This window comes from Enterobacter sp. DNB-S2 (assembly GCF_019443845.1).
Taxonomy (GTDB): Bacteria; Pseudomonadota; Gammaproteobacteria; order Enterobacterales; family Enterobacteriaceae; genus Enterobacter; species Enterobacter asburiae_B.
The window spans coordinates 2,520,612-2,546,858 of sequence record NZ_CP050520.1 but is presented as its reverse complement, the minus strand read 5'-3'; the positions used below and the strand labels follow the sequence as shown (position 1 = coordinate 2,546,858).

The 26,247-nt window shown below is 54.7% G+C and carries 29 protein-coding genes and 1 other annotated feature; of the genes, 9 read left to right on the top strand and 20 right to left on the bottom strand.

Annotation, left to right across the window (positions count from 1 at the left end; all coding sequences use genetic code 11):
- Positions 1-25: 25 nt before the first annotated feature.
- From selO to thrS, 14 genes are all read right to left on the bottom strand, one after another.
- Entirely contained in the window at positions 26-1,468 is a 1,443-nt protein-coding gene (gene selO, locus HB664_RS12120) for a protein adenylyltransferase SelO (RefSeq protein WP_143347194.1), read from the bottom strand.
- A 61-nt stretch (positions 1,469-1,529) separates the two neighbouring features.
- A complete protein-coding gene (locus HB664_RS12115) occupies positions 1,530-2,246 on the bottom strand; it encodes an EAL domain-containing protein (protein WP_032657851.1) in 717 nt (238 codons plus the stop codon).
- 294 nt (positions 2,247-2,540) lie between these two features.
- Positions 2,541-3,005, bottom strand: a complete 465-nt coding sequence (locus tag HB664_RS12110) for an NlpC/P60 family protein (protein ID WP_008500650.1) — start codon at positions 3,003-3,005, stop codon at positions 2,541-2,543.
- A gap of 74 nt (positions 3,006-3,079) precedes the next feature.
- Positions 3,080-3,835 (bottom strand): vitamin B12 ABC transporter ATP-binding protein BtuD, encoded by a 756-nt coding sequence (gene btuD, locus HB664_RS12105; RefSeq protein ID WP_219939516.1) that lies wholly within the window; start codon positions 3,833-3,835, stop codon positions 3,080-3,082.
- Complete coding sequence (locus HB664_RS12100) at positions 3,835-4,386, bottom strand: glutathione peroxidase (RefSeq protein WP_219939515.1); 552 nt, start codon at positions 4,384-4,386, stop codon at positions 3,835-3,837. Before HB664_RS12100 ends, btuD begins: the two co-directional genes overlap by 1 nt.
- A gap of 34 nt (positions 4,387-4,420) precedes the next feature.
- Entirely contained in the window at positions 4,421-5,401 is a 981-nt protein-coding gene (btuC, locus tag HB664_RS12095) for a vitamin B12 ABC transporter permease BtuC (protein ID WP_219939514.1), read from the bottom strand.
- Positions 5,402-5,504: 103 nt separating this feature from the next.
- Complete coding sequence (gene ihfA, locus HB664_RS12090; RefSeq protein WP_003857805.1) at positions 5,505-5,804, bottom strand: integration host factor subunit alpha; 300 nt, start codon at positions 5,802-5,804, stop codon at positions 5,505-5,507.
- Positions 5,805-5,808: 4 nt separating this feature from the next.
- Positions 5,809-8,196 (bottom strand): phenylalanine--tRNA ligase subunit beta, encoded by a 2,388-nt coding sequence (gene pheT / locus HB664_RS12085; RefSeq protein ID WP_219939513.1) that lies wholly within the window; start codon positions 8,194-8,196, stop codon positions 5,809-5,811.
- Between the two features lie 15 nt (positions 8,197-8,211).
- Positions 8,212-9,195, bottom strand: a complete 984-nt coding sequence (pheS, locus tag HB664_RS12080) for a phenylalanine--tRNA ligase subunit alpha (RefSeq protein WP_021241084.1) — start codon at positions 9,193-9,195, stop codon at positions 8,212-8,214.
- A 62-nt stretch (positions 9,196-9,257) separates the two neighbouring features.
- Positions 9,258-9,382 (bottom strand) — a sequence feature (Phe leader region).
- Complete coding sequence (pheM, locus tag HB664_RS12075; RefSeq protein WP_001386830.1) at positions 9,333-9,377, bottom strand: pheST operon leader peptide PheM; 45 nt, start codon at positions 9,375-9,377, stop codon at positions 9,333-9,335. Its footprint overlaps the feature before it by 45 nt.
- Before the next feature lie 117 nt (positions 9,383-9,499).
- The gene (gene rplT, locus HB664_RS12070; RefSeq protein ID WP_000124850.1) at positions 9,500-9,856 is read right to left on the bottom strand and encodes a 50S ribosomal protein L20; all 357 of its coding nucleotides are present in this window, start codon (positions 9,854-9,856) and stop codon (positions 9,500-9,502) included.
- 50 nt (positions 9,857-9,906) lie between these two features.
- Complete coding sequence (rpmI, locus tag HB664_RS12065) at positions 9,907-10,104, bottom strand: 50S ribosomal protein L35 (protein ID WP_003030583.1); 198 nt, start codon at positions 10,102-10,104, stop codon at positions 9,907-9,909.
- Between the two features lie 97 nt (positions 10,105-10,201).
- A complete protein-coding gene (gene infC, locus HB664_RS12060) occupies positions 10,202-10,744 on the bottom strand; it encodes a translation initiation factor IF-3 (protein ID WP_014069901.1) in 543 nt (180 codons plus the stop codon).
- A gap of 3 nt (positions 10,745-10,747) precedes the next feature.
- Positions 10,748-12,676, bottom strand: a complete 1,929-nt coding sequence (thrS, locus tag HB664_RS12055; protein ID WP_008500657.1) for a threonine--tRNA ligase — start codon at positions 12,674-12,676, stop codon at positions 10,748-10,750.
- A 142-nt stretch (positions 12,677-12,818) separates the two neighbouring features.
- On the opposite strand from thrS, the gene yncL reads away from it, so the two are divergent.
- Both yncL and yniD read left to right on the top strand, forming a co-directional pair.
- A complete protein-coding gene (yncL, locus tag HB664_RS22955) occupies positions 12,819-13,091 on the top strand; it encodes a stress response membrane protein YncL (RefSeq protein WP_080352848.1) in 273 nt (90 codons plus the stop codon).
- A 98-nt stretch (positions 13,092-13,189) separates the two neighbouring features.
- Positions 13,190-13,297, top strand: a complete 108-nt coding sequence (gene yniD / locus HB664_RS12045) for a small membrane protein YniD (protein WP_008500658.1) — start codon at positions 13,190-13,192, stop codon at positions 13,295-13,297.
- An 80-nt stretch (positions 13,298-13,377) separates the two neighbouring features.
- On the opposite strand, the gene HB664_RS12040 is transcribed toward yniD, so the two are convergent.
- A complete protein-coding gene (locus HB664_RS12040) occupies positions 13,378-14,136 on the bottom strand; it encodes a YdiY family protein (RefSeq protein ID WP_033145273.1) in 759 nt (252 codons plus the stop codon).
- A 295-nt stretch (positions 14,137-14,431) separates the two neighbouring features.
- On the opposite strand from HB664_RS12040, the gene pfkB reads away from it, so the two are divergent.
- The 3 genes from pfkB to HB664_RS12025 all read left to right on the top strand — a co-directional run bounded on the left by pfkB (position 14,432) and on the right by HB664_RS12025 (position 16,727).
- On the top strand, positions 14,432-15,364 hold the full coding sequence (gene pfkB / locus HB664_RS12035) for a 6-phosphofructokinase II (protein WP_194401137.1): 933 nt from the start codon (positions 14,432-14,434) through the stop codon (positions 15,362-15,364).
- 106 nt (positions 15,365-15,470) lie between these two features.
- Positions 15,471-15,761 carry a type V toxin-antitoxin system endoribonuclease antitoxin GhoS gene (gene ghoS / locus HB664_RS12030; protein WP_217072819.1) on the top strand — a complete coding sequence of 97 codons (291 nt, stop codon included), beginning with the start codon at positions 15,471-15,473 and terminating at the stop codon, positions 15,759-15,761.
- 105 nt (positions 15,762-15,866) lie between these two features.
- Positions 15,867-16,727, top strand: a complete 861-nt coding sequence (locus tag HB664_RS12025) for a fructosamine kinase family protein (RefSeq protein ID WP_029740438.1) — start codon at positions 15,867-15,869, stop codon at positions 16,725-16,727.
- Positions 16,728-16,763: 36 nt separating this feature from the next.
- On the opposite strand, the gene HB664_RS12020 is transcribed toward HB664_RS12025, so the two are convergent.
- Entirely contained in the window at positions 16,764-17,300 is a 537-nt protein-coding gene (locus HB664_RS12020) for a YniB family protein (protein WP_023311291.1), read from the bottom strand.
- 148 nt (positions 17,301-17,448) lie between these two features.
- On the opposite strand from HB664_RS12020, the gene hxpB reads away from it, so the two are divergent.
- From hxpB to tcyP, 3 genes are all read left to right on the top strand, one after another.
- Positions 17,449-18,120, top strand: a complete 672-nt coding sequence (gene hxpB / locus HB664_RS12015; RefSeq protein ID WP_219939512.1) for a hexitol phosphatase HxpB — start codon at positions 17,449-17,451, stop codon at positions 18,118-18,120.
- Between the two features lie 101 nt (positions 18,121-18,221).
- Complete coding sequence (locus HB664_RS12010) at positions 18,222-18,812, top strand: metal-dependent hydrolase (protein ID WP_014883483.1); 591 nt, start codon at positions 18,222-18,224, stop codon at positions 18,810-18,812.
- A 127-nt stretch (positions 18,813-18,939) separates the two neighbouring features.
- Complete coding sequence (gene tcyP / locus HB664_RS12005; protein ID WP_008500667.1) at positions 18,940-20,331, top strand: cystine/sulfocysteine:cation symporter; 1,392 nt, start codon at positions 18,940-18,942, stop codon at positions 20,329-20,331.
- A 48-nt stretch (positions 20,332-20,379) separates the two neighbouring features.
- Here the strand turns inward: tcyP and cedA are convergent, their stop codons facing one another.
- The gene (cedA, locus tag HB664_RS12000) at positions 20,380-20,619 is read right to left on the bottom strand and encodes a cell division activator CedA (protein ID WP_008500668.1); all 240 of its coding nucleotides are present in this window, start codon (positions 20,617-20,619) and stop codon (positions 20,380-20,382) included.
- A gap of 203 nt (positions 20,620-20,822) precedes the next feature.
- On the opposite strand from cedA, the gene katE reads away from it, so the two are divergent.
- Positions 20,823-23,072 (top strand): catalase HPII, encoded by a 2,250-nt coding sequence (katE, locus tag HB664_RS11995; RefSeq protein WP_219939511.1) that lies wholly within the window; start codon positions 20,823-20,825, stop codon positions 23,070-23,072.
- A 102-nt stretch (positions 23,073-23,174) separates the two neighbouring features.
- Here the strand turns inward: katE and chbG are convergent, their stop codons facing one another.
- The 3 genes from chbG to chbR all read right to left on the bottom strand — a co-directional run bounded on the left by chbG (position 23,175) and on the right by chbR (position 26,219).
- The gene (gene chbG, locus HB664_RS11990) at positions 23,175-23,924 is read right to left on the bottom strand and encodes a chitin disaccharide deacetylase (RefSeq protein ID WP_219939510.1); all 750 of its coding nucleotides are present in this window, start codon (positions 23,922-23,924) and stop codon (positions 23,175-23,177) included.
- Positions 23,925-23,935: 11 nt separating this feature from the next.
- The gene (locus tag HB664_RS11985) at positions 23,936-25,291 is read right to left on the bottom strand and encodes a 6-phospho-beta-glucosidase (protein ID WP_219939509.1); all 1,356 of its coding nucleotides are present in this window, start codon (positions 25,289-25,291) and stop codon (positions 23,936-23,938) included.
- A gap of 109 nt (positions 25,292-25,400) precedes the next feature.
- The gene (chbR, locus tag HB664_RS11980) at positions 25,401-26,219 is read right to left on the bottom strand and encodes a transcriptional regulator ChbR (RefSeq protein WP_029740446.1); all 819 of its coding nucleotides are present in this window, start codon (positions 26,217-26,219) and stop codon (positions 25,401-25,403) included.
- Positions 26,220-26,247 lie beyond the last annotated feature (28 nt).

The window sequence follows — 26,247 nt, the reverse complement described above, 5'->3', positions numbered from 1 at the left end:
GCGACGCCGCCACCCGGCAAAATCGCTAGCTTGAGCAGCTGACCTCCAGCCGCTTGCCCCAGTCAGGCGGGCGGCTGACGTAGTCATCATCCCGGTCGGCAAACGGCGTGCGCAGCGCCAGATGCAAACGGTGTAGTTCGTCGTATTCACCCTGCTCTGCCTGCTCAATCGCCCGCTGCGCCAGCCAGTTGCGCAACACCATCGCTGGATTCGTCGCGTTCATCTGCGTCTGTCGGACAGCGTCATCTACCTGCTCCTGCTGCAGCCGCGCGCGGTAAGTGGCAAACCAGTCGTCAAACGCCTGTCTGTCAATAAACTCGTCGCGCAGCGGTGAGGCCGCACTGTGCTGCTCCGTCTGGCTCAGCATCCGGAAGGTACGGGTATAATCGCTGCCCTCGCGCGCCATCAGGGCAAACAGACCGTTGAGAATGTCGTTATCGCCCCTCTCCTGCGTCATCAGCCCCAGCTTGTTGCGCATCAGCGTGCCGTATTCTCGCAGCAATATGTCCTGATAGCTGTCGAGCGCATCATTGAGGGCATCTACGTCGATGAACGGCGACAGGGTTTGCGCAAGCCGCTGCAGGTTCCACAGGCCAACCGCTGGCTGATTATCAAAGCTGTAACGTCCCTGATAGTCGGAGTGGTTGCAGATATAGCCAGGCTGATAATCGTCCAGGAAACCAAACGGACCGTAATCAAAGGTCAGCCCCAGGATCGACATGTTGTCCGTATTCATGACGCCATGCGCAAAGCCCACCGTTTGCCAGCGGGCAATCAGGCTTGCGGTACGGGCAACCACATCCCTGAACCAGAGAACGTATTTATCCGCCTCGTTCTGCAAATGCGCCCAGTGGTGACGAATGGCAAAATCAGCCAGCTGGCGAACCTTGTCCGGCTCGCGGCGATAGTAAAAGTGCTCGAAATGGCCGAAGCGCAAATGGCTTTGCGCAATACGCATCAGCATTGCCCCTTTTTCCACCGTTTCGCGCGCTACCGGCGTATCGCTGGTGATAATCGACAGCGCGCGCGTAGTGGGAATACCCAGGGCATGCATCGCTTCGGACGCCAGGCACTCGCGAATCGTTGAACGCAGCACCGCGCGCCCGTCGCCCATTCGCGAATAGGGAGTAAGGCCTGCCCCTTTCAGGTGCCAGTCAACCGTTCCCCCGTTGGGAAGCCGTTGTTCGCCGAGCAGGATCCCCCTGCCGTCGCCCAACTGCCCCGCCCAGACGCCAAACTGATGTCCGCTATAGACCTGAGCCAGAGGTTGCATCCCGGCGAGAAGCGTTTCACCGCCCCAGACGCCAGCGCCCTCTGAAAGCTGAAACAGCTCAGGCGGAATGGCCAGCTCTTCTGCAAGCGAATCGTTATGCCAGATAAGGCGTGAATTTTGTAACGGTGTTGGTTTGAGTGCGGTGTAAAAGCCAGGCAACTCGTCATGCCAGTGAGCAGTAAAAGACAGGGTCATAAGTCCTCCTGCTTTTAGTGTAGAGGGTTTACCCGGACTTAAACACGGGCGAAAACAAGGGTTATCGCTGCTGAACCAGCGATGTAACGTGCTCCGCAGAGACGGCTGGCCAGAGTGCGCCCTGCATGGCGCCAAAATTGAAGGACAAAACGCGTTGCAACAGGCCGTGGTCGTCAATGCCCGAGACGATCACTGACTGGCAGTGCGGCGTGATTTGCCAGAGGATGGCGCGCATAAAGGGCTCAAAAGAGAGCTCCGGGGCACGCTGCTGAATGAAGCCTTTGTCGAGAATAACCCGTTTAAATAATCCATCATAGACCGCTTTGAGCGATGCGGCACCTGCGCCAAAGTTTGCCAGGACCAACGGGAAATGGATTGCCATTCTCGCCAGCTGCAGATCGTCCTTTCCGTTATTTAAACCTGGATAATTCTCATTAACAGTAAACTCAAGAAACGGGTAACGCTCAAGGATTGAAACAGCGTTTCCATTACTTAATAAAAATTCAACTATTGCAGGTGTAATATTGATCCATGCAATTAACTGATGCTGAATAAAAAACAGTTTACAGGTATCAAGCAATTGCAATTTTTCGTTAAACAGCACTAACTCTTCAGCTGCTGAAAGCCGAGGGATAACGAGCTCAGTGGGGATCCGCACATCGCTGCCGACGCCAGTAAAGTTAACCAGAACCTCTAAACCTTTAAGCTCCCCTGCGCTATTACGAGCAGGCAGAAGCAGCAGTTCAGACTGGTAAGCATTATCTAGCGTAATAATCATTGCACTCGCTCCGCATTAAAGATGAGAGAGGACATCCTGGAGCAATTGCCGACACAATTCCACTGTCTTGATTTTAATAAGATTAATTTCATTAGTTCCGTATTTATTTTCAGATTTATCCCTGAATCTAAAATAATTTTATCCTGGTTGCCGAATAATAGCCAGTTTTAGATAAAACAGACACATGCAGGATTCGCTAATTTTAGATAAATTTAACTTTAAGCATCTTATTTGAGAAAAAACGGCATGATTTATTAGATACCATGCCGTCATAAGAGAAGTGTCTGACAAAGACTATATACGTCGTGCCTGCCAGAAATTTTTACGCCAGTAAACATTATCAAGAGAAGAGCGCATCACCCCGCGGCTTGTCGAGGCGTGAATGAACTGATTGTCTGTATCATATATCCCCACATGAAGACCGCTTTCACCCGATCCGGTTTTGAAGAAAACCAGGTCCCCGGGGAGAAGATCGTCTTTATCAATTTCAGTGCCAATTTCGGCCTGCTTGCGCGTTTCGCGCGGAAGCTGTAAATCAAACTTATCGCGGAACGTCATCAGAACGAAGCCGGAACAATCTACGCCGCCGCGGCTCATTCCGCCGTAGCGATAAGGCGTGCCGCGCCAGTTGCTCAGCTGATCGTTGAGGCTGGCAATGACGGTGATCGAATCTGAAAGCCGTGGGTTAGGCGGCGGCGCACGATGGCTACTGCATCCCGCAAGAAAAAGTGCGGCCATCAGGAGAAACCAGAATCGCATTTTCAGACGAATCCTCTGCTTTTTTTGTTCTTTTCGTAATTTAGCGTGCAATTGTGCTAAGAGGCAAGAAACGGTTACGTCTGCCCGGTAGAAATCAGCATCTTATGTCCCTCAATATCCAGCCTGCGGAACGACATGTTGTACGCGCGGGCAAGATGGGGCGGCGTAAGAACCCGATCCCGCGCGCCGCTGGCGATCATCTTTCCCTGCGACAGCAGCCACACCCGGTGGGCATGACGCAGGGTGTGGTTGAGGTCATGACTGCTCATCACCACGGCGATACCTTTTCGGCTCAGGGCGCTTAACAGCGTATCCAGTGCCGCCTGCTGCGCCACGTCCAGACCGCTCATGGGTTCATCGAGAAGCAGCATTCGCCCGTGAGGATTACCTGCCGGGTGGATCTGAAGAATAGCGGCCGCCAGACGCACCCGCTGCCATTCTCCGCCGGAAAGCTGGCTGGCATGCCGGGACAGTTTATCTTCCAGCCCCAGGGCTGCGGCAACGTCCGTCAGCAGTGCCGTCTGTTGTTTGTCGTGCAAATGCAGCATCAGATAGTGCCAGACCGGCATCGCAAAGGGCGGCACCTGCTGCTGCACAAGGTAACTGCGCCGGTGCGCCAGCGAGACCGGTGACCAGTCCGCGAGCGTATGCTCCAGCAGCGTTATCTGCCCTTCTCCGCCGGTCATGCCTGCCATCCGCGCCAGCAGCGTGCTCTTCCCCGCACCGTTTGGCCCGACAAGATGCAGGATTTCGCCCGCATTGACGATATCGGTTATCGGCTCCAGACGTCCCCGCTCGGCAACGTCCGTGAGCTGCATCAGCAACGACATTATTTCGCCAGCGCCAGCTTGATCGATTCCATGACGATCGGATCTTCAGGGGTCATATCCGGCGAAAAACGCTGAACGACCTGGCCGTCGCGGCCAATCAGGAATTTTTCAAAATTCCACAGGATATCGTCCGGGTAAAGCGGCGCGCGGCCTTTGCTGGCCATGCGTTCATAAAAACCGCTTCCTTCCGGCGCAACGGCCTTCGGCGCGGCAGCGATCAGCTTCGCATACAGAGGATGGCGGTCTTCACCGTTGACATCGATTTTGCTGAACATCGGGAACGTCACGCCATAGGTGGTGCTGCAGAAGGTTTTAATCTCCTCTTCGCTGCCCGGCTCCTGGCCCAGGAACTGGTTGCACGGGAAGCCCAGCACGGTGAAACCGTCTTTCTCCCAGGCCTTCTGAATGTTCTCCAGCTGTTCGTACTGCGGCGTCAGGCCACATTTGGATGCCACGTTGACGATAAGCAGCACGTTGCCTTTGTAGCCTTCCAGCATGGTGTTAACGCCATCAATGGTGGTCACTTCAGTATTCAGGATATCAGTCTGCATAGCATTCCCTCAGGTTGTCTTACGGCTAGTTGTTTTAACGTCCAGCTTTTAATAGTAGCCAGATAAATACCGGCGCGCCCAGCGTGGCGGTCACCACGCCAATCGGCAGCTCGGCTGCCGTCAGGGCAAGCCGGGCGATGATATCGGCCACCAGCAGCGTGGCGGCCCCGGCAACCGCCGAGGCCGGAAGCAGGGTCCGATGGTCCGTGAGGCCACACAGGCGCAGCATGTGTGGAATCACCAGCCCGATAAAGCCGATCGCGCCCGCCAGAGCCACGCTGACGCCGACCAGCCAGCCAATGGCTATTACCAGCACATTACGCCAGAACCCAATCGGCATGCCGAGCTGGCGGGCAGAGGTTTCACCCAGCGCGAGCATATTCAGCGGCTGCGCCTGCAGGGCCGCCCAGACGATGACCGGCACCAGCAGCGCCATCAGCCAGCCCTGTTGCCAGTCAACGCCGCCAAAACCGCCCATCATCCAGTACATCAGCTGACGCAGGTCAAAGGATGTTGAGAAGTAGACCGCCCAGGTCATCAGCGCGCTGCAGATGATCCCCAGCGCCACGCCGGCAAGCAGCAGGCGGCTGGTCGATAAGTGCCGTCTGGCGAAACGAAGAAGGATCGCGGTGATTAGCAGCGCGCCGAGGATAGCGCTCAGGCTAATACTCCATCCGGAGAGTTCTCCCCCACCCAGCATCACCGCCGCAATCAGGCCTACGCCTGCGCCGTTTGACACGCCGAGCAGCCCGGGCTCCGCCAGAGGGTTATCAAACAACGCCTGCATTATGGTACCGCACAGCGCCAGCGCGGCACCGACCAGAACCACCGCGACGGTGCGCGGCAGGCGAATTTGCCAGACGAAGAGCTGCCCGTCCGGCCCCCACCAGCTTTCAGGCCCGATCCATCTGTCGCCCGCGCAGAGGCTCACGCCTGCGGCGACAATGAGCAACAGCACCAGCAAAAACAGGCGACGCTTATCGGAACGGTGCTGGCGATGGGCATAATCAAGCATGGGTACGGTTTTAGTAGCGAGAGATGTAATTGATTTTACGGCGGGTTTGCCGGAGAGCGCAAAGAAAAAAGGCCGCGTGGGCGGCCTTTTTAGTTAGTTCATATTACTCTGCTTTGGGCGTTGCGTTTTCGACACGGCTTTTCAACTTCTGGCCGGGTCTGAAGGTCACCACGCGGCGGGCTGTAATGGGAATATCTTCCCCCGTCTTCGGGTTGCGGCCCGGACGTTGGTTTTTGTCTCGCAAATCAAAATTGCCAAAACCGGAGAGTTTTACCTGCTCACCATTTTCCAGAGCACGACGGATCTCTTCGAAAAACAGCTCTACCAGCTCTTTGGCATCCCGTTTGCTAAGCCCAAGCTTATCAAACAGATATTCTGACATTTCAGCTTTTGTAAGCGCCATAGGTTCAATCCCTCAATGATGCCTGGAATCGCTCTTTTAATGCCTCTACACATTTGGCGACGGTAGCGGCAATCTCCTCTTCTTCGAGTGTACGGCTGGTATCCTGAAGGATAAGGCTAATAGCGAGGCTCTTGAAACCTTCAGCTACGCCCTTGCCGCGGTACACGTCAAATAAGTTTACGCCAACTACCTGATTTACGCCAACTTTCTTACATTCGGCCAAAATATCTGCTGCAGGCACATTTTCCGCGACCACAACCGCGATATCACGGCGGTTTGCCGGGAAGCGGGAGACGTCCTGAGCCTGAGGAATAACGCGGTCAGCCACCGGGTTCCATTCCAGCTCGAACACGATGGTACGGCCGTTCAGGTCCAGCTTACGCTCCAGCTCAGGGTGAACAACCCCAATAAAACCAACGCGTTTGCCGTCTAAATAGATCGCTGCGCTCTGGCCCGGATGCAGGGCCGGAATGGCTTCTGCGCGGAATTCAATTTCAGATAATTTACCGGTCAGATCCAGAATCGCTTCCAGATCGCCCTTCATATCGTAGAAATCAACCGTGCCTTTTGCCAGGTCCCAGTGCTCTTCATAGCGGTTGCCGCTGATGGCGCCAGCCAGCATGAGATCCTGACGGATGCCTAAATTTGCCTGATTATCCGGTACAAAGCGCAAACCGCTTTCGAAAATTCGCACGCGGTTTTGCTGGCGATTCTGGTTATAAACGACAGTGCCCAGCAGGCCCGTCCACAGAGACAGACGCATCGCGGACATTTCGCTGGAAATTGGGCTTGGCAGGATCAGCGCCTCCTGACCCGGGTGGATCAGCTGCTGCAGCTTTGGATCAACGAAGCTGTAGGTGATCACTTCCTGGTAGCCTTTGTCGTTCAGCATGGTTTTCACGCGCTTCAGGGACAGGTCGGCTTCGCGGTGGGTGCCCATCACCAGACCTGCCTGGACAGGCTCGTCAGGGATGTTGTTGTAGCCGTAAACGCGGGCCACTTCTTCCACCAAATCTTCTTCAATTTCCATGTCGAAACGCCATGATGGCGCAACGGCTTTCCATTCGTCCTGGCCTTCGGTTACTTCACAGCCCAGACGTTTCAGGATGTCGGTTACCTGCGCATCGGCAACGTGGTGACCAATCAGGCGATCCAGCTTGCTGCGGCGCAGGGTGATGGTGGCACGCTTCGGCAGGGTTGCTTCGTTGGTGACGTCGATAACCGGGCCCGCTTCGCCGCCGCAGATGTCGATCAGCAGGCGGGTCGCACGTTCCATCGCTTTATACTGCAGAGCAGGGTCAACGCCGCGCTCGTAGCGATGAGAGGCATCGGTATGCAGGCCGTGACGGCGTGCGCGACCGGTGATGGAGAGCGGGCTGAAGAACGCGCATTCCAGCAGGACGTTTTGCGTCTCGTCGTTGACGCCCGAATGCTCGCCACCGAAGATACCGCCCATTGCCAGCGCTTTGCCGTGGTCAGCAATCACCAGGGTGTCGGCGTTCAGTTTCGCTTCGCTGCCGTCGAGCAGAACCAGGGTTTCGCCCTCTTTCGCCATGCGCACAACGATGCCGCCGTCGATACGATCTTTATCGAATGCGTGCATTGGCTGGCCCAGCTCCAGCAGAACGTAGTTGGTCACGTCAACCACGGCGTCGATAGAGCGAATACCGCAGCGGCGCAGCTTCTCTTTCATCCACAGCGGAGTTGGCGCTTTCACGTTGATGCCTTTCACCACGCGACCGAGGTAGCGCGGGCAAGCATCCGCAGCGTCAACCTGGATAGGCAGCACGTCACTGATGGTCGCTTCAACCGGCGCGATTTCCGGCGCGTTCAGCTCAGTCTGGTTCAGCACGGCCACGTCGCGCGCCACGCCGATGATACCTAAGCAGTCGGCACGGTTTGGCGTGACGCTGATTTCGATAGTGTTGTCATCAAGCTTCAGGTATTCACGGATATCGGTGCCGATTGGCGCATCCAGCGGCAGCTCAATAATGCCGTTGTGATCGTCGGAAATACCCAGCTCGGAGAAGGAGCACAGCATGCCTTCAGACGGCTCGCCGCGCAGCTTAGCCGCTTTAATTTTGAAATCACCCGGCAGCACCGCACCGACGGTCGCCACGGCCACCTTCAGGCCCTGACGGCAGTTTGGCGCACCGCAGACGATATCCAGCAGACGGTCACCGCCCACGTTTACTTTTGTTACGCGCAGTTTGTCAGCATTCGGGTGCTGGCCGCACTCGACCACTTCGCCAACGACAACGCCGTTGAAGGCACCGGAAACCGGCTCAACGCCGTCGACTTCCAGACCTGCCATGGTGATCTGGTTAGAAAGCGCGTCGCTGTCCAGCGTGGTGTTCACCCACTCGCGTAACCACAGTTCACTGAATTTCATTGTTCTGTCCTGCCCTTATTTAAACTGTTTGAGGAAACGCAGATCGTTTTCGAAGAATGCACGTAAGTCGGTCACGCCGTAGCGCAGCATAGTCAGACGCTCCATGCCCATGCCGAAAGCAAAGCCGGAGTAAACTTCCGGATCGATACCCACGTTGCGCAGCACGTTTGGATGCACCATGCCGCAGCCCAGCACTTCCAGCCATTTGCCGTTTTTACCCATCACGTCAACTTCCGCAGACGGTTCGGTGAACGGGAAGTAGGACGGACGGAAACGAACCTGCAGATCTTCCTCAAAGAAGTTGTTCAGGAAATCGTGCAGCGTGCCCTTCAGGTTGGTGAAGCTGATGTTTTTATCAACAATCAGACCTTCCATCTGGTGGAACATTGGAGTGTGGGTCTGATCGTAGTCGTTACGATAGACGCGGCCCGGCGCGATAATGCGGATTGGCGGCGCCTGATCCTTCATGGTACGGATCTGAACGCCGGAGGTCTGAGTACGCAGCAGACGCGTAGCGTCGAACCAGAAAGTGTCGTGGTCAGCGCGTGCCGGATGATGGCCAGGAATGTTCAGGGCGTCGAAGTTGTGGTAATCATCTTCGATTTCCGGGCCAGTCGCCACGGTAAAGCCGAGCTCACCGAAGAAACTTTCAATGCGATCGATGGTGCGGGTAACCGGGTGCAGACCACCGTTTTCGATGCGGCGACCCGGCAGAGAAACGTCGATCGTCTCTGCGGCCAGACGCGCATTCAGCACCGCGCTTTCCAGCTCGGCTTTGCGCGCGTTCAGCGCCTGCTGAACCTGCTCTTTGGCTTCGTTAATCACCGCACCCGCTGCCGGGCGTTCTTCTGGCGGCAGCTCACGCAGGGTTGTCATCTGAAGGGTCAGGTGCCCTTTCTTCCCAAGATATTCGACGCGGACATTGTCTAACGCGGCAACATCTGAGGCCTGATTAATGGCGGCTGTTGCACTGGCAACCAGCTCTGCGAGATGTGACATGATTTTCCTCATTATGTCGGTGCAGACACCGATTTGGTGGAGTTATTCTCTCAAATTCAGGCACAAAAAAAGCCTCCATCGGGAGGCTTATCTGGCGCTGTTTTTCGTTTCATCTTTCACGCGCTAGCCTCCTGAAATCAGGTGCTAAAGTAAAAGAAGAAGCGGAAAATAGCAGCATTCATGCTTGCGTTACCTTGTCTGGTAAAAACCGTTAAGACCTTATTGAAAAGCCTGGACGGATAAATGTCAATCTTCTGATGGTGTTAAATGAAAAGAGGGAGCAAAGCCCCCTCTCTCAACTGGCTTATGCCAGTGCTGCTTTCGCTTTTTCGACCAGAGCGGTGAACGCTACTTTGTCGAATACTGCGATGTCAGCCAGGATCTTACGGTCGATTTCAACAGAGGCTTTTTTCAGGCCGTTGATGAATTTGCTGTAAGAAATACCGTTCTGACGTGCTGCTGCGTTGATACGCGCAATCCACAGTTGACGGAACTGACGCTTACGCTGACGACGGTCACGGTAAGCGTACTGACCTGCTTTGATAACAGCCTGGAAGGCAACGCGGTATACGCGTGAACGCGCACCGTAGTAGCCTTTAGCTTGTTTCAAAATTTTCTTGTGACGTGCACGTGCAATTACACCACGTTTTACGCGAGCCATATGTGCTCTCCTGTATCTATATTCTTAGTAAAAAATTAAACGTTAACGGCTTATGCGTACGGCAGGCACGCGATAACCAGACCCAGATCGCCTTTAGAAACGAGGCCTTTTGGACGCAGGTGACGTTTACGCTTAGTAGATTTTTTGGTCAGAATATGACGCAGGTTTGCGTGCTTACGCTTAAATCCACCACCACCGGTTTTTTTGAAGCGCTTAGCAGCACCGCGTACGGTCTTAATTTTTGGCATCTTAATAACTTCCACTTCGCATTGTTAAATAAACGAAACATAGGCGAACAAAACCTATGAAACCCGAAGGCTCCACAGATTTTGCTGCTTGAAGGCCTTACTGTTTCTTCTTAGGAGCGAGCACCATGATCATCTGGCGGCCTTCGATCTTCGTAGGGAAGGATTCGACTACTGCCAGTTCACTCAGATCGTCACGGACGCGGTTAAGCACTTCCATACCAATCTGTTGGTGGGCCATCTCACGACCGCGGAAACGCAGTGTGATCTTGGCCTTATCGCCATCTTCCAGAAAGCGAATCAGGCTGCGGAGTTTTACCTGATAATCGCCATCGTCGGTACCAGGACGGAATTTGATTTCCTTAACCTGGATAACTTTTTGCTTCTTCTTCTGTTCCTTAGAAGACTTACTCTTTTCATAAAGGAACTTGCCGTAGTCCATGATACGACAAACTGGCGGTTCGGCGTTAGGGCTGATTTCAACTAAATCTACTCCAGCTTCTTCAGCTTTTTCGATCGCTTCTCTCAGACTCACAATCCCCAGTGGTTCACCTTCAAGATCTGTTAAGCGAACTTCCTGGGCGCGAATCTCGCCATTGATACGATTCGGACGTGCCGTTTGAACTCGTTTTCCGCCTTTAATACCTTATTCCTCCAGTTGTTGAAGACTGCGGCTGCGAATCTCTTGTTGCAGCTTCTCAATCACTTCACTTACGTCCAGGCTGCCCAGGTCTTTACCACGGCGGGTGCGAACGGCAACTTTGCCTGCTTCCACCTCTTTATCACCACAGACCAACATATACGGGACACGACGTAAAGTGTGCTCGCGGATTTTAAAGCCAATCTTCTCATTTCTCAAGTCTGCTTTTACGCGAATGCCCGCATTTTGTAGTTTCTGCGTCAATTCTTTAACGTAATCCGCCTGAGAATCGGTAATGTTCATCACCACGACCTGCACTGGCGCAAGCCAGGTTGGGAAGAAGCCAGCGAACTCTTCGGTCAGGATGCCGATGAAGCGCTCCAGAGAACCGAGAATTGCACGGTGAATCATTACCGGTACCTGACGCTCGTTGTCTTCGCCAACATAAGAGGCGCTTAAACGCTGCGGCAGGGAGAAGTCCAGCTGTACAGTACCGCACTGCCATGCGCGATCGAGGCAGTCATACAGGGTAAATTCAATTTTCGGACCGTAGAATGCGCCCTCGCCCAGCTGGTATTCGAACGGAATGCCGTTCTCTTCCAGCGCCACGGCGAGATCCGCTTCTGCGCGATCCCATGTCTCATCGCTGCCGATACGTTTTTCCGGACGCGTTGAGAGTTTGACCACGATCTTCTCGAAGCCAAAGGTGCTGTACATATCGTAGACCATACGAATACAGGCGTTAACTTCGTCACGGACCTGATCTTCAGTACAGAAGATATGCGCATCATCCTGAGTAAAGCCACGAACACGCATCAGACCGTGCAGCGCACCTGATGGTTCGTTACGGTGGCAGCTACCGAACTCCGCCATACGCAGCGGCAGGTCGCGGTAGGATTTCAGACCCTGGTTGAAGATCTGAACGTGGCCCGGACAGTTCATTGGCTTGATGCAGTATTCACGGTTCTCAGACGAGGTGGTGAACATCGCATCTTTGTAGTTGTCCCAGTGGCCGGTTTTTTCCCACAGCACACGGTCCATCATGAACGGGCCTTTCACTTCCTGATACTGGTACTCTTTCAGCTTGGAGCGTACGAAAGTTTCCAGTTCACGGAAGATAGTCCAGCCATCGTTATGCCAGAACACCATGCCCGGCGCTTCTTCCTGCATGTGGTACAGGTCAAGCTGCTTACCGATTTTACGGTGGTCACGCTTCGCCGCCTCTTCCAGGCGCAGCAGGTACGCGTTCAGGGCTTTTTTATCGGCCCACGCGGTACCATAGATACGCTGCAACATCTTGTTGTTGCTGTCGCCACGCCAGTAGGCGCCTGCGATCTTCATCAGCTTAAAGTGATGACAGAAGCGCATGTTCGGCACGTGCGGTCCACGGCACATGTCGACGTATTCTTCGTGATGGTACAAGCCAGGCTTGTCATCATGCGAAATGTTTTCGTCAAGAATAGAGACCTTGTAGCTCTCGCCGCGCTTCACGAAGGTTTCACGCGCTTCGTGCCAGCTGACTTTCTTCTTGATGACGTCATAGTTCGTTTCGGCGAGCTCGTGCATGCGTTTTTCGAGCGCGTCGATATCTTCCTGAGTCAGGGTGTGGTCAAGGTCAACGTCGTAGTAGAAACCATTGTCGATAACCGGACCGATCGCCATTTTGGTGTTTGGCCACAGCTGTTTGATGGCATGGCCTAACAGGTGCGCGCAGGAGTGACGAATGATCTCCAGACCTTCTTCGTCTTTCGCGGTGATGATTGCAAGCGTCGCATCGTTTTCGATCAGATCGGAAGCATCCACCAGCTCACCGTTAACGCGGCCAGCGATAGTCGCTTTCGCGAGACCAGGACCAATGTCCAGGGCAACATCCATTGGGCTAACAGCACGGTCGAAATGGCGTTGGCTGCCATCAGGAAGAGTAATTACAGGCATTTTATATCCTTATTTGCAGTGATGCCCCACACATAAGAGCATATACAAAGAAAATAATCGTGATTTGACAATAGATTACGACACCATCTGACCAACAATCGTCAAATTGGTTCGTCATCATTCACCAGCCGAATTCAGATTAATGCGGATTTACGGCAAGCGACGTAATGTTAACACTAACGGCAAGGAGATTGCACCCTCTGCGGCCAGATTGATGGGCTGGCGCTTTCGCACGAATTTGCAGGTTGCTTCTCCCCTGCGCTCGCATTTCAAAGATGCTGGGCTACTCTTGAACAGGTCTATAAACCCAAAGGTGCATACCATGAACGTATCCAGTAGAACGGTTGTGATATTGAACATCCTTTCCGCCACAGGTTTATTGTTGATTCTCGCCGAACGATTCCACTGGTTCTGAGCCGAACCCTACGCTGGCATAACCCAATCGTTCCTGAGAAGGGGCATATTTCGGCCCTGTTTGGTAGACTGGGGATATCAACCAACAAGGATTAGGTTATGCCAACTAAACGATTTGCCGTAAAACACTGGAAAATGGTGCTGGTGCTGATTGCCATCTGCGGCGCAATGCTGCTACTCCGTTGGGCGGCAATGATTTGGGGCTAGGGGCGAAGACAAGTCATCAGAAGGGACGTCAAAAGACCGCAGACAATAAACGGGCCGACATCATCATCGGCCCGCTTTTATTACATTCTATAACCCAGTGAAACCGTGGTTCTGCGGTCGGTATGATCCGGTGCAGATTCTGGTGGTGAAGAGTTCCAGGTCACGTTGTAGGCGACTTTCAGGCCAAAGTGTTCGTTGATAGCCACGTTCAGCGCCGTCTCAGAGTTCAGCGTCGTGTCGTCGGCACCAAATACAGAAACACCCTGGGTAAATTTGGTGTTGTCAGTCATCTGCCAGGCATAGGTACCGGAAGCGTAACCGAGCGGTTGGGTTTTGGTATCGCCATTGGTGTACTCGTCGTAACGCACACCCGGACCGAATTCAAAACGGAAGCTGTGTACCGGACCGTTCAGGAACTGGCGACCATAACCGGCGGTGAATACATCGCGCTGGCGATAACCGTTGTAACGGTCGGTTAACCAGCTTGCCTGACCAAACAGGTAGTCATAGTCGGTCATGTTGTAACGGCTACGTCCGCCTACCGCATACTTCTCGGAAGAACGTTCGTCGTTAGCGGAAGTGTTGCTGGCATTACCCCATAGAGACCAGGCGGTGGTATTACCGTACCAGGTGAGCGTACTGTCCGCCGTCAGAGAAGAGCTTTTCGTGTTACCGGATTGTGCCAGGTATCCGGCGTTCAGGTTACCTTCAAACGGTTTTTTCGCGGTGGAAGGATCGTCCATGACAGTAAAAACGGTATCATCAGCGGTCGCGTTCATAGCCGCAAACACGCCACCCGCCAGCATCAGTGCAGCGGGCACTGTCTTTAAAAGCTTCATTTTATTAAGGAGTCCGTACAACAAAAAAAGAGACCACACGGTCCCGGAATCTTTCTTGAGGATCAATGACAAGGCGTCCAGAGAAAGGTAACAAATTATAAAAAGCCGCAAATAACATAGCAATGTTTTCTTATTTCATTTTTTGAATAAGAACGATCTCAAAAAGCGTTTTATTTTATATATCCCCCGCCTCACTTTTCGTCAGTATTCATATTTAAAATCATACTGTTATTTACATTGCCTTCCTGACAAATGGTGCCAGGCTAATAAGAACCCATGCTAAAAGGAGGTAATGATGGTTTCTATTTATACTCTGACGCTCTCCCCTTCCCTGGATTCCGCCACCCTGACGCCGCAGATTTACCCGGAAGGTAAATTGCGCTGCAGCGCCCCGGTCTTTGAGCCCGGCGGCGGCGGGATCAACGTGGCGCGCGCCATTACACACCTCGGCGGCAAAGCCACGGCAATTTTCCCCGCAGGCGGTGCCACCGGTGAACACCTGGTCTCCCTGCTGGCCGATGAACAGGTGGCCGTTGAAACCGTTGAGGCCAAAGACTGGACGCGGCAAAACCTGCATGTCCACGTAGAATCAAGCGGCGAGCAGTACCGTTTTGTCATGCCGGGCGCGAAACTCAGCGATGACGAGTTTCGTCAGCTTGAAGAGAAAGTGCTGACGATAGAAAGCGGCGCGCTGCTGGTGATAAGCGGCAGCCTGCCGCCCGGCGTAAGCACGGAAAAATTAACGGCGCTGATTCAGGCCGCGCAGCAGCGCGGTATCCGCTGCATAGTCGACAGCAGCGGCGAGGCCCTGCAGGCGGCTCTGGTGCCGGGCAATCTTGAGCTGGTCAAACCCAACCAGAAAGAGTTAAGCGCGCTGGTCAACCGCGAACTGACGCAGCCTGATGATGTGCGCACCGCAGCGCAGGAGCTGGTGCGAAGCGGCAAAGCGCGGCGCGTAGTCGTCTCCCTTGGCCCTCAGGGGGCGCTGGCAGTCGATGAATCATCGTCCGTTCAGGTTGTCCCACCGCCGATGAAGAGCCAGAGCACGGTTGGCGCGGGCGATAGCATGGTGGGTGCGATGACGCTAAAACTGGCGCAGGGCGCGTCTCTGCTCGAGATGACACGCTACGGCGTGGCGGCGGGTAGCGCCGCCACCATCAACCAGGGCACGCGTCTCTGTTCGCTCGCCGATACGCAAAAAATCGTCGATTACCTGTCCCGAAATTAACCCCTCTTCCCCTTCGTCTTTACGGAGGGGAATGTCGTCTCTGAGTCGCCAAACGCAAACAATCGACTATGCTAAGAAAACTTCCATTATAACAATGAGGTGAATTATGAGCAGTGGTGACATCACACGCTACGTCGTGACCATCAACCTTCATGAAGCATCGCTAACCGAGCTGAATGAGCTCAACAATGCTTTCACCCGGGCTAATTTTCTCCTCACGCTGACGGATGACGAGGGCAACATTCATGATTTAGGCACCCTGACATTTGGTCTGATTGGCGCCCTGAGCCAGGAAGAGGTTCATGCGCTGGCCGCCAGTCTGGTGGAGAGCGCGACCGACAAGCCTGCCGAAATTGACGTGGATACCTGGGAAAGCTGGCGAAAAAAAGAACAATAAGTGCGCTGTATGAATTTAAACCGCTCAGGTGTGCGTTAGTTCGTATTTTTTTACCGCAGTTATGCGCTAACTTTATGATCTGGCAGACAACATGGGAGAGACAACATGTGGCAGGCTATCAGTCATCTTTTACGTGAGCAACTGGGTGAAGGTGAAATTGAACTGCGTAACGAACTGCCAGGCGGTGAGATCCACGCCGCGTGGCATTTACGCTACGCAGGGCGCGATCTCTTCGTTAAATGCGATGAACGAGAGCTGCTTCCAATATTTACCGCCGAAGCCGACCAGCTGGAACTGTTGTCCCGCAGTAAAACGGTCACGGTCCCGCAGGTTCTGGCCGTGGGGAGCGACCGCGACTACAGCTTCCTGGTGATGGAATATCTCCCCGCCCGCCCGCTGGATGCCCATAATGCGTTCATCCTTGGCCAACAGTTGGCGCGCCTGCATCAATGGAGCGACCAGCCGCAGTTTGGTCTCGACTTTGACAACGATCTCTCCACCACGCCACAGCCCAATGCCTGGCAGCGTCGCTGGTCGACATTTTTTGCCGAGCAGCGCATTGGCTGGCAGCTAGAGCTAGCCGCCGAGAAAGGGCTGGAATTTGGCAATATCGACGCCATCGTCGAGCACGTTCAACAGCGTCTGGCATCCCACCAGCCTCAGGCGTCGCTGCTTCACGGCGATTTGTGGTCCAATAACTGCGCGCTGGGTCCCAACGGCCCTTACATCTTTGACCCGGCCTGCTACTGGGGTGACAGAGAGTGCGATCTTGCCATGCTGCCGCTTCATCCTGAGCAGCCGCCGCAAATATACGACGGATACCAGTCTGTTTCCCCTCTCCCGCCCGGTTTCCTCGACCGCCAGCCGGTGTATCAGCTTTATACGCTGATGAACCGGGCCATTCTTTTTGGCGGAGAACACCTTGTTAACGCGCAGCGGGCACTCGAGCGTATGCTTGCCGCCTGAGAAGAAAAAGGGTGGCCTTGCCGCCACCCTTATCGCTTACAGAAAACCGAGCAGTGAGAAGAAGAAGTATCCCGCCACAATGATAATCACGGGAAGGATATAGAGCGGGAAAATTTGCAGGAAAATGGTGTGACGCGGCACAACAATGCGGGATTCAATCTGCTCCCGACTCATTCCTTCCGGGCCTTTGGCCTGCTCCAGAATCAACTGATCCTCAACGCCTTCGCGTAAAAAGCGCGTCTGGCGACTCATTCTCGCGCCAGAGGCCTGTAATGCCAGCGCGACAAAGATCAGGGCATATATCACCCAAAAGCCGATATTCAGCTGTTGATGAAAATCCGGGGTGGGTGAGTTAAACCAGAAGACATTCAAAAATGGCGTATTAAAACGCATCATCTCAATCATGACATGAGCGAAATCAAGCATTACCGCATTGATACCCGGCTGTTTTTCGCTGTGGTCGTACATAAATTTGAGTACAGAAATCAGCGTAGAAATGACGGCAGGAATAAAAATCACCCAGCCAGCAATACGTTTTAAGACCGCAATGCGTCCAGCTTGTTGATACGTCATCAGTTCCTCTTCATAAAGACGCGTTATTTGTGCCTAAGTCTACCTGCTGGTCATCAATTTCGCCCGCTCTTTAAAAGCAATATGCTAAATTGCAGAGTGTGCTTAGCACGTATCGTCTGTCGAACACCCTGGATAAGGAGACGTTGTGATGTCGACACCGCGCCAAATTCTTGCCGCAATTTTTGACATGGATGGATTACTGATCGATTCCGAACCGCTGTGGGATCGCGCCGAACTGGACGTTATGGCCAGCCTGGGCGTGGATATCAGCCGCCGTAATGAACTTCCCGATACGCTGGGCCTGCGCATCGATATGGTGGTTGACCTGTGGTTTGCCCAACAGCCTTGGGTAGGTCCCAATCGCGATGAGGTGACCGCACGCATTATCAGCCGCGCCATTTCTCTGGTGGAAGAGAACAGGCCGCTGCTACCCGGCGTACGTGAGGCCGTCGCGCTGTGTCAAGCCCAGGGGCTGAAGGTCGGACTGGCCTCGGCTTCACCGCTGCATATGCTGGAAAAAGTGCTCACGATGTTTGAACTGCGCGACAGTTTTGACGCGCTGGCGTCCGCTGAAAAATTGCCTTACAGCAAGCCGCACCCGCAGGTTTATCTGGACTGCGCCGCAAAGCTGGGCCTGGATCCCCTCAACTGCGTTGCGCTGGAAGATTCCGTTAACGGTATGGTGGCGTCGAAGGCTGCACGGATGCGCTCCATTGTGGTGCCCGCTGAAGAAGGCCGTCACGACCCCCGGTTTGCCCTCGCCGACGTGAAGCTTAACTCGCTGGCAGAACTCACGGCGCATCATCTGCAGGGCGGTTAACGCCCTTCTCCGGTTTGTGACAAACAGTTACACCGTCACCTCTTCCGCCTACTGTATAAAAACCCTATACTGTATGAATTGACAGTTTTGTGGGTTTTATCATGACGGCGGAAGGCCACCTGCTTTTTTCTATTGCGTGCGCAGTATTTGCCAAAAACGCTGAACTCACCCCCGTGCTGGCACAGGGGGACTGGTGGCATATTGTCCCTTCCGCCGTATTGACCTGTCTGCTGCCCGACATTGACCACCCCAAGTCCTTCCTCGGACAACGCCTGAAGTGGGTGTCGAAACCCATCGCCCGCGCGTTCGGCCACCGGGGGTTTACGCACAGCCTGCTGGCCGTGTTTGGCCTGCTGACGCTTTTCTATTTAAAAGTGCCCGAAAGCTGGATAGTCCCCGCCGATGCCATCCAGGGGATGGTGCTGGGCTATTTAAGCCATATTCTCGCCGATATGCTGACGCCTGCGGGCGTGCCGCTGCTTTGGCCCTGCCGCTGGCGTTTCCGTTTTCCGATCCTCGCACCGCAGAAAGGGAACCAGCTTGAGCGCGTATTGTGCATGGCGCTATTTGCTTACGCCGTCTGGATGCCGCAAACATTGCCCGAAAACAGTGCAGTTCGCTGGTCATCCCAGATGATTAATTCGCTGCAATTTCAGTTCAATCGCTTTATTCATCACCAGATTGAACAATAAACCAACAAAATTATCCTATTTGTCATAACCCATTCCATTTGGATATAAGCGCTACATCACACTTCTGCTAACCTTCCGCCAACAGGATCGGTAAAAACCGACCCAATAATAAATCAGGAGAACGGGGATGAATTTTCCACTCATCGCGAACGTCGTTGTGTTCGTTGTATTGCTATTGCTTCTCGCGCAGGCGCGCCACAAACAGTGGAGCCTGGCGAAAAAAGTGCTGGTTGGTCTGGCCATGGGTGTCGTATTTGGTCTGGCATTACAGGCAATTTATGGCTCCGATAATCCAGTTCTGAAAGACTCTATTCAGTGGTTCAACATCGTCGGTAACGGCTATGTCCAGCTGCTGCAGATGATCGTTATGCCGCTGGTGTTCGCCTCTATTCTGAGCGCCGTGGCCCGCCTGCATAATGCCACTCAGCTGGGAAAAATCAGCTTCCTGACCATTGGTACGCTGCTGTTCACCACGCTGATTGCCGCGCTGGTGGGTGTGCTGGTCACAAACCTGTTTGGCCTGACCGCAGAAGGTCTGGTTCAGGGTACCGCTGAAACAGCGCGTCTTACCGCGATTCAAACCAACTACGTTGGTAAAGTGGCTGACCTGACCGTGCCGCAGATGGTGCTCTCCTTCATTCCGAAGAACCCGTTTGCTGACCTGACCGGTGCGAGCCCAACCTCGATCATCAGCGTGGTTATTTTCGCCGCGTTCCTGGGCGTAGCGGCGCTGAAGCTGCTGAAAGACGACGCGCCTAAAGGCGAACGCGTGCTGACCGCGATTGATACCCTGCAAAGCTGGGTGATGAAGCTGGTGCGTCTGGTGATGCAGCTGACGCCTTACGGCGTGCTGGCGCTGATGACCAAAGTGGTTGCCGGCTCTAACCTGCAGGACATCATTAAGCTGGGCAGCTTCGTTGTCGCCTCTTATCTGGGCCTGGGCATTATGTTCGTGGTGCACGGCATCCTGCTGGGCGTGAACGGCGTCAGCCCGCTGAAATACTTCCGTAAAGTCTGGCCGGTGCTGACCTTTGCCTTCACCAGCCGTTCCAGCGCCGCGTCTATTCCGCTGAACGTTGAAGCGCAAACCCGCCGTCTGGGCGTGCCTGAATCCATCGCCAGCTTCTCTGCCTCCTTTGGTGCCACCATTGGTCAGAACGGCTGTGCGGGTCTGTACCCGGCGATGCTGGCGGTGATGGTTGCCCCTACCGTTGGGATTAACCCGCTGGATCCGGTCTGGATCGCCACGCTGGTCGGGATTGTTACCGTAAGCTCCGCTGGCGTTGCGGGTGTTGGCGGTGGCGCAACCTTCGCCGCGCTGATTGTGCTGCCCGCGCTGGGTCTGCCCGTGACGCTGGTCGCGCTGCTGATCTCCGTTGAACCGCTGATCGACATGGGCCGTACCGCGCTGAACGTAAGCGGCTCCATGACTGCCGGTACGCTGACCAGCCAGTGGCTGAAGCAGACCGATAAAGCGATTCTGGAAAGTGAAGACGACGCCGAGCTGGCGCACCGTTAATCACGGTAGAAATAAAAAAACCGCCTGATGGCGGTTTTTTTATGGCTGTTATTCCTCAACCTCTTCATCCTGGCGGATCTGCATCGCCCACCGTTGCGCTGACTCCGGCACGGTAAACGTGGGCGAGCGGCGGAAATGTTCGCCGATCAGCACAAAGGCCACGTATTTTCCCCGCAGCTGCCAGACATCGCGAAAACCCTCCACTTTCAGGGCATGGTCAGGCGGCGCGGGCTCAACGCGGGGCACATAGCTAATAACCTGGCGGTTTTGTTGACGAAGAGGTTTCATAAGCGACTGGTTCACTAAAGCAAATTCTTGAAGCAGGAAAATTCTATGATAGCCGATCCTGCTGCCTTCCGTCGCGCCCCGAGTGGGTGAGAAGGCTCCTTTCGTCAATGACGGCATGTGAAAACTCTTAGTTCGCGAGCCATCTCGCGACATTGTTCTATCCTTAATAGGGTTTTTAGCAATGGATAAAGGAGAAGCGTGCAATGTCGAACAAAGATAAAACACATCAATCACCGATTCATGGCACTGAGGAATCTCAACCGGGTATGGACTCTCTCGCCCCTGCTGACGGCTCTCATCGCCCCTCCCCTGGCCCCTCTGCACCGGGCGAACAGCCTACCGCACCGGGAAGCATGAAATCACCGGAGACGGGAAACGAGAAGCTGAAATCGCTTGAGCCGCACCGCAAAGGCGGCGAAGGTTTTGCGCTGACCACCAATCAGGGCGTGCGCATTGCTGACGATCAGAACTCCCTTCGCGCAGGCGCGCGCGGGCCAACCCTGCTGGAAGATTTTATCCTGCGGGAAAAAATCACCCATTTCGACCACGAGCGGATACCGGAACGCATCGTCCACGCGCGCGGTTCCGCTGCGCACGGCTACTTCCAGCCCTATAAGAGCCTGAAAGCGATCACCAAAGCGGATTTCCTCTCCGATCCGGACAAAATCACTCCGGTATTTGTGCGCTTCTCCACCGTACAGGGCGGCGCGGGTTCGGCAGATACCGTCCGGGATATCCGCGGCTTTGCCACCAAGTTTTATACCGAAGAGGGTATTTTCGATCTGGTGGGCAATAACACCCCGGTGTTCTTCATTCAGGACGCGCATAAATTTCCTGACTTTGTCCATGCGGTAAAACCGGAGCCCCACTGGGCCATACCGCAGGGACAAAGCGCGCACGACACCTTCTGGGACTATGTCTCCCTGCAGCCTGAGACCTTACACAACGTGATGTGGGCGATGTCAGACCGCGGCATTCCGCGCAGCTATCGCACCATGGAAGGGTTTGGCATCCACACCTTCCGCCTGATCAACGCCGAAGGTAAAGCCACGTTTGTGCGCTTCCACTGGAAGCCGGTGGCGGGTAAAGCCTCGCTGGTGTGGGATGAGGCGCAGAAGCTGACCGGTCGCGATCCGGATTTCCATCGCCGCGAGCTGTGGGAGTCCATCGAAGCGGGCGACTTCCCGGAGTACGAGCTGGGCCTGCAGCTCATTCCGGAAGAGGACGAATTTAAGTTCGATTTCGACCTGCTTGACCCGACGAAGCTGATCCCGGAAGAGCTGGTGCCGGTTCAGCTGGTGGGTAAAATGGTGCTCAACCGCAACCCGGATAACTTCTTTGCCGAAAACGAACAGGCCGCATTCCACCCGGGGCATATCGTGCCGGGGCTGGACTTCACCAACGATCCGCTCCTGCAGGGTCGTTTGTTCTCGTATACCGATACGCAGATCAGCCGTCTGGGCGGGCCGAACTTCCACGAAATTCCGATTAACCGCCCAACCTGCCCATACCACAATTTCCAGCGCGACGGGATGCACCGTCAGGATATTGATACCAATCCGGCGAACTATGAGCCGAACTCCATCAACGATAACTGGCCGCGCGAAACGCCTCCGGCGCCGAAACGCGGTGGATTCGAATCGTACCAGGAGCGTATCGACGGCAACAAAATTCGCGAGCGCAGCCCGTCGTTCGGCGAATATTACGCCCACCCTCGCCTGTTCTGGAACAGCCAGACGCCGATTGAGCAGCAGCACATTATCGGCGGCTTCAGCTTTGAGCTGAGCAAAGTGGTGCGTACCTACATCCGCGAGCGTGTGGTCGATCAGCTGGCGCGCATTGATATTCAGCTCGCCCAGAGCGTTGCGGATAACCTGGGCGTTACGCTGACCGATGAGCAGCGCAACCTTGCCCCGCCTAAAGAGGTTAACGGCGTGAAGAAAGATCCGTCGCTGAGCCTGTATGCCGTGCCGGGTGGCTCGATTAAAGGCCGCGTGGTCGCCATCCTGCTGAACGACAAAACCCGCGCCAGCGACGTGCTGGGGATTATGCAGGCGCTGAAGACACAGGGCGTGCATGCGAAAGTGCTTTATTGCCGCATGGGGGAAGTGACCGCCGATGACGGCTCCGTGCTGCCGGTGGCGGCGACCTTTGCCGGGGCGCCATCGCTGACCGTCGATGCGGTGATTGTGCCGTGCGGAGACATTGACAGCCTGCTGAGCAACGGTGACGCGGTGTATTATCTGCTGGAAGCCTACAAGCACCTGAAACCGATCGCGCTGTCCGGCGACGCGCGACGGTTTAAGGCGCACCTGAAGGTGGCCGATCAGGGTGAGGACGGCATTGTCGAGGGCGACAACGTTGACGATGCCTTTATGACGAAGCTGTTTGATTTGCTCGCCGCGCACCGCGTCTGGTCGCGCAGCAGTAAGATTGACCAAATCCCGGCGTAAAAAATACCCTCACCCCGCCCCTCTCCCACGGGAGAGGGAGAAAACAATAAAAACGGTAACCCAGGTTACCGTTTTGCTTTTACCTCGCCACCGGGCTTTATCTCAAAGATCCCCGAACGTCCCCAACCGATACCCACGCTCGGCAATCGCGTATTTCAGCGACGGCGACGTCAGCACGTCCAGCTCCGCCAGGCGCGGCCAGCAGTAGGCGCTCTTACGTACGATGTTATCGACAAAAGCAGGATGCGCCATGATCTCCAGCGACCGTTCCCCCCGCGCGCTGGAATCATCCAGCACCTTAAGGAACAGCGCTTCGTCGATCTCGTCGCCGTAAAATGCGCTGCTGAACCCCTCTGTGGTGGTCACGTCGCAGTCGGGCACGCCGCGCGCCTCCCGATCCACGCGCATCGCCACGCCTTTACGCTGCGCAAACTCCGCGACAATCGGGAAAATTGCCGGGATCATGTGTACGTGGTGATGGCTGTCGATATGCGTCGGCGCCTTACCAAAGGCGTCAACAAAGCGGTTGAACTGACACTCCAGCTCGCGGGCAATCTCTTCGAGAGGCAGAACGCCCTGCTCCGCCAGTTCCCAAATCCATTTGCCCAGCTGGCCGTCGCGCGTCAGGCCCAGCATGGGCGAAAGCGGCATCCCGAGCGTCAGCACAAAATGCATGCCAACGCCCAGCTCCGGCACCTCGCGGCTCAGCTGCGCCGCGTGTTCAACCGCCTCACCATTCACCAGTGCCGTGGTCGAGGTCACAACACCCCGGCGACAGGCTTCAATAATGCCGTAGTTCTGGCCTTTCGAGAGGCCAAAATCATCAGCATTAACGATCAGCAGGTTTTCCATTGTGCGTCCTCTCAGTGGTGTTTGAACTTGAGCTTCTCGATCGTGGCGGCAAAGTTCGGCAACCATTTTTCATGCGCCAGGATCATCTCGCTGGCCAGCTGCTCCGCATCGCGGTCGGAATGCACCAGCGGGCTGAGGTTCAGCGCCAGAAGCACGTCATTGAGCTCGCCGCTCAGCGCCGCGTTGCTTGCCGCCACTTCAAAGCCTTTGATGGTGTGGATCAGGCCCATGACCTTATCATCGAAGTGGGTGATGCGTGGATGCGGTTTAGCGCCTTCGCGTCCCAGGATGCAGGTCATCTCGACCGCCCAGTCCGCCGGGATATTGTCGATATGGCCGTGGTGCGGCACGTTGACATAGTGTTCCGCCTGCTTGTCGTTGTAGATGGCGTTAATCACCTCGCACGCCGCATCGGAGTAGTAGGCCCCGCCGCGCTGCTCCAGCTCTTTCGGTTTAACGTTCAGGTTCGGATCTTTATACAAATCGAACAGCTGCTTCTCGACTTTCTGAACGATCTGCGCGCGCGCGCCGCCCTTATAGTACTCGCCCATTTCGATGGCCAGCATCTCTTTCTGCTTGAAGTAGTAAAGAAGGTACGAGCACGGCAGCAGATTCAGCGAGCGGATCAGCCCTTCGCTGAACGGCAGGTCAAAGATGTTTTTCACCGATGCCGCCGTCAGGCGACCGGAAGCCACGCCGTCGAGCAGCTCGGCAAAGCGCGATTGACCGTTCACGATCACGTCTTTAATGAACACCATGTGGTTCAGGCCGAACAGGTCGATGGAGAGATCGTCGCTGTCGTTCAGCGCCAGCACGTCGCGGATAAACATCTTCATACCGATCGGAATATTACAGACGCCGATAAAGCGTTTGAAACCGGTATGACGATAGACCGCCTCGGTCACCATCCCGGCCGGGTTGGTGAAGTTAATAACCCACGCGTTCGGGCAGATATCCTGCACGTCTTTGACGATGTCGAAAATGACCGGGATGGTACGCAGGCCTTTGAACAGACCGCCCGCGCCGTTGGTCTCCTGCCCGAGATAGCCGTGGCTCAGCGGAATACGCTCGTCCAGCTCGCGCGCCTTCAGCTGGCCGACGCGCAGCTGGGTAGTCACGAAATCCGCATCTTTCAGCGCCAGACGGCGATCGAGAGTTTTATGCACGGTCAGAGGCACGCCCGCTTTCTCCACCATGCGCTTGCACAGGTCGAAAATAATATTCAGCTTTTCCTGACCTTCCTCAACGTCCACCAGCCATAATTCGCTGACCGGTAATTCATGATAACGTTTCAGGAAACCTTCAAGTAATTCCGGGGTATAGCTGCTGCCGCCACCAATGGTTACGACTTTTAATTTCTTCTGCATAATATCTCCCTTAGCGTATCAGGTTAATCGCCTGCAAGGTATAGCGTACTCTTCCCGCTATTTGGGCAAGCCATTAAAGCAATATTTGTGGCGGGTAATCCGCCGAAAGTTAATTAATTACCGTTAAATTCTTCCGGTAACTGTTCGGTGTGAATGAAGTCAATTTCTTAAAGGTCTTAATAAACAGGCTGGGACTGCTGTATCCTGACTCGTACGCAATATCGGTGACAGAGTAGTTGGTAATTTCCAGCTGTTTCTTGGCAAAATTAATGCGGATTTCATTAATAATTTGCACGGGTGTTTTACGATAATAGCGCTGCGTCGCGCGGGTCAGATATTCCTGGGATTTTCCCGACAGTGACACCATATTTTCCAGCGCATTTTCGCTGAACTGGCCTTTATCGTGCATCAGCTCAACGGTGCTGCGCAGCCACTGTGGAATATCGTCCGTCACCTGCTGCTCCTCACGATGATGGCGCAGCCGGTTCATCACATAGAAGGTCACCGTTTCAATAAACTCATCAAATTCATTGTCGCGGAAGTTAAGCGAGGCGATAACCGTTTCAATCCAGGTCATAAACTCGTTTTTGACCCGATAGACCTGGGAGGCCACAAAGCAGAACGGCACCAGCGGCAGATAGTGCTTCTCAAAGAAGCGTCTGCTGACGCCCACATTCAGAATACGGGTGGCACCAAATTCGTAAAAGCTCTGGTGATAAGAACCCATCGGCAGGAAGACAAAATCCCCTCGCTCAAGCAGGACGCGCTTACCGTTGATCTCCTGGTAGTAGCGGCCGGTCAGAACAATCGTGAACTCGTAGTAGTCATGCTGGTGCAGACCGCTGGCGCTCTCCGTCTTGTTGTAGATAACCACGTGAAAATTTTTGCCGTTAAACAGCTGCTGTTCAAGTGCGGTTTTAATTTCCATCGTGCTGACCTCCTGCTGCGAAATCCGA

What these genes read in the sequence shown, in the direction of transcription:
- pfkB (WP_194401137.1), top strand. Translation starts at nt 14,432, where the DNA reads ATGGTTTCTATTTATACTCTGACGCTCTCCCCTTCCCTGGATTCCGCC.
- pheT (WP_219939513.1), bottom strand. Translation starts at nt 8,196, where the DNA reads ATGAAATTCAGTGAACTGTGGTTACGCGAGTGGGTGAACACCACGCTG.
- HB664_RS12010 (WP_014883483.1), top strand. Translation starts at nt 18,222, where the DNA reads ATGACGGCGGAAGGCCACCTGCTTTTTTCTATTGCGTGCGCAGTATTT.
- thrS (WP_008500657.1), bottom strand. Translation starts at nt 12,676, where the DNA reads ATGCCTGTAATTACTCTTCCTGATGGCAGCCAACGCCATTTCGACCGT.
- HB664_RS12110 (WP_008500650.1), bottom strand. Translation starts at nt 3,005, where the DNA reads ATGCGATTCTGGTTTCTCCTGATGGCCGCACTTTTTCTTGCGGGATGC.
- HB664_RS12040 (WP_033145273.1), bottom strand. Translation starts at nt 14,136, where the DNA reads ATGAAGCTTTTAAAGACAGTGCCCGCTGCACTGATGCTGGCGGGTGGC.
- HB664_RS12025 (WP_029740438.1), top strand. Translation starts at nt 15,867, where the DNA reads ATGTGGCAGGCTATCAGTCATCTTTTACGTGAGCAACTGGGTGAAGGT.
- selO (WP_143347194.1), bottom strand. Translation starts at nt 1,468, where the DNA reads ATGACCCTGTCTTTTACTGCTCACTGGCATGACGAGTTGCCTGGCTTT.
- katE (WP_219939511.1), top strand. Translation starts at nt 20,823, where the DNA reads ATGTCGAACAAAGATAAAACACATCAATCACCGATTCATGGCACTGAG.
- pheS (WP_021241084.1), bottom strand. Translation starts at nt 9,195, where the DNA reads ATGTCACATCTCGCAGAGCTGGTTGCCAGTGCAACAGCCGCCATTAAT.
- chbR (WP_029740446.1), bottom strand. Translation starts at nt 26,219, where the DNA reads ATGGAAATTAAAACCGCACTTGAACAGCAGCTGTTTAACGGCAAAAAT.
- rpmI (WP_003030583.1), bottom strand. Translation starts at nt 10,104, where the DNA reads ATGCCAAAAATTAAGACCGTACGCGGTGCTGCTAAGCGCTTCAAAAAA.
- btuD (WP_219939516.1), bottom strand. Translation starts at nt 3,835, where the DNA reads ATGTCGTTGCTGATGCAGCTCACGGACGTTGCCGAGCGGGGACGTCTG.
- hxpB (WP_219939512.1), top strand. Translation starts at nt 17,449, where the DNA reads ATGTCGACACCGCGCCAAATTCTTGCCGCAATTTTTGACATGGATGGA.
- yncL (WP_080352848.1), top strand. Translation starts at nt 12,819, where the DNA reads ATGCGGATTTACGGCAAGCGACGTAATGTTAACACTAACGGCAAGGAG.
- cedA (WP_008500668.1), bottom strand. Translation starts at nt 20,619, where the DNA reads ATGAAACCTCTTCGTCAACAAAACCGCCAGGTTATTAGCTATGTGCCC.
- btuC (WP_219939514.1), bottom strand. Translation starts at nt 5,401, where the DNA reads ATGCTTGATTATGCCCATCGCCAGCACCGTTCCGATAAGCGTCGCCTG.
- HB664_RS12115 (WP_032657851.1), bottom strand. Translation starts at nt 2,246, where the DNA reads ATGATTATTACGCTAGATAATGCTTACCAGTCTGAACTGCTGCTTCTG.
- HB664_RS11985 (WP_219939509.1), bottom strand. Translation starts at nt 25,291, where the DNA reads ATGCAGAAGAAATTAAAAGTCGTAACCATTGGTGGCGGCAGCAGCTAT.
- chbG (WP_219939510.1), bottom strand. Translation starts at nt 23,924, where the DNA reads ATGGAAAACCTGCTGATCGTTAATGCTGATGATTTTGGCCTCTCGAAA.
- ihfA (WP_003857805.1), bottom strand. Translation starts at nt 5,804, where the DNA reads ATGGCGCTTACAAAAGCTGAAATGTCAGAATATCTGTTTGATAAGCTT.
- yniD (WP_008500658.1), top strand. Translation starts at nt 13,190, where the DNA reads ATGCCAACTAAACGATTTGCCGTAAAACACTGGAAAATGGTGCTGGTG.
- rplT (WP_000124850.1), bottom strand. Translation starts at nt 9,856, where the DNA reads ATGGCTCGCGTAAAACGTGGTGTAATTGCACGTGCACGTCACAAGAAA.
- tcyP (WP_008500667.1), top strand. Translation starts at nt 18,940, where the DNA reads ATGAATTTTCCACTCATCGCGAACGTCGTTGTGTTCGTTGTATTGCTA.
- HB664_RS12100 (WP_219939515.1), bottom strand. Translation starts at nt 4,386, where the DNA reads ATGCAGACTGATATCCTGAATACTGAAGTGACCACCATTGATGGCGTT.
- ghoS (WP_217072819.1), top strand. Translation starts at nt 15,471, where the DNA reads ATGAGCAGTGGTGACATCACACGCTACGTCGTGACCATCAACCTTCAT.
- HB664_RS12020 (WP_023311291.1), bottom strand. Translation starts at nt 17,300, where the DNA reads ATGACGTATCAACAAGCTGGACGCATTGCGGTCTTAAAACGTATTGCT.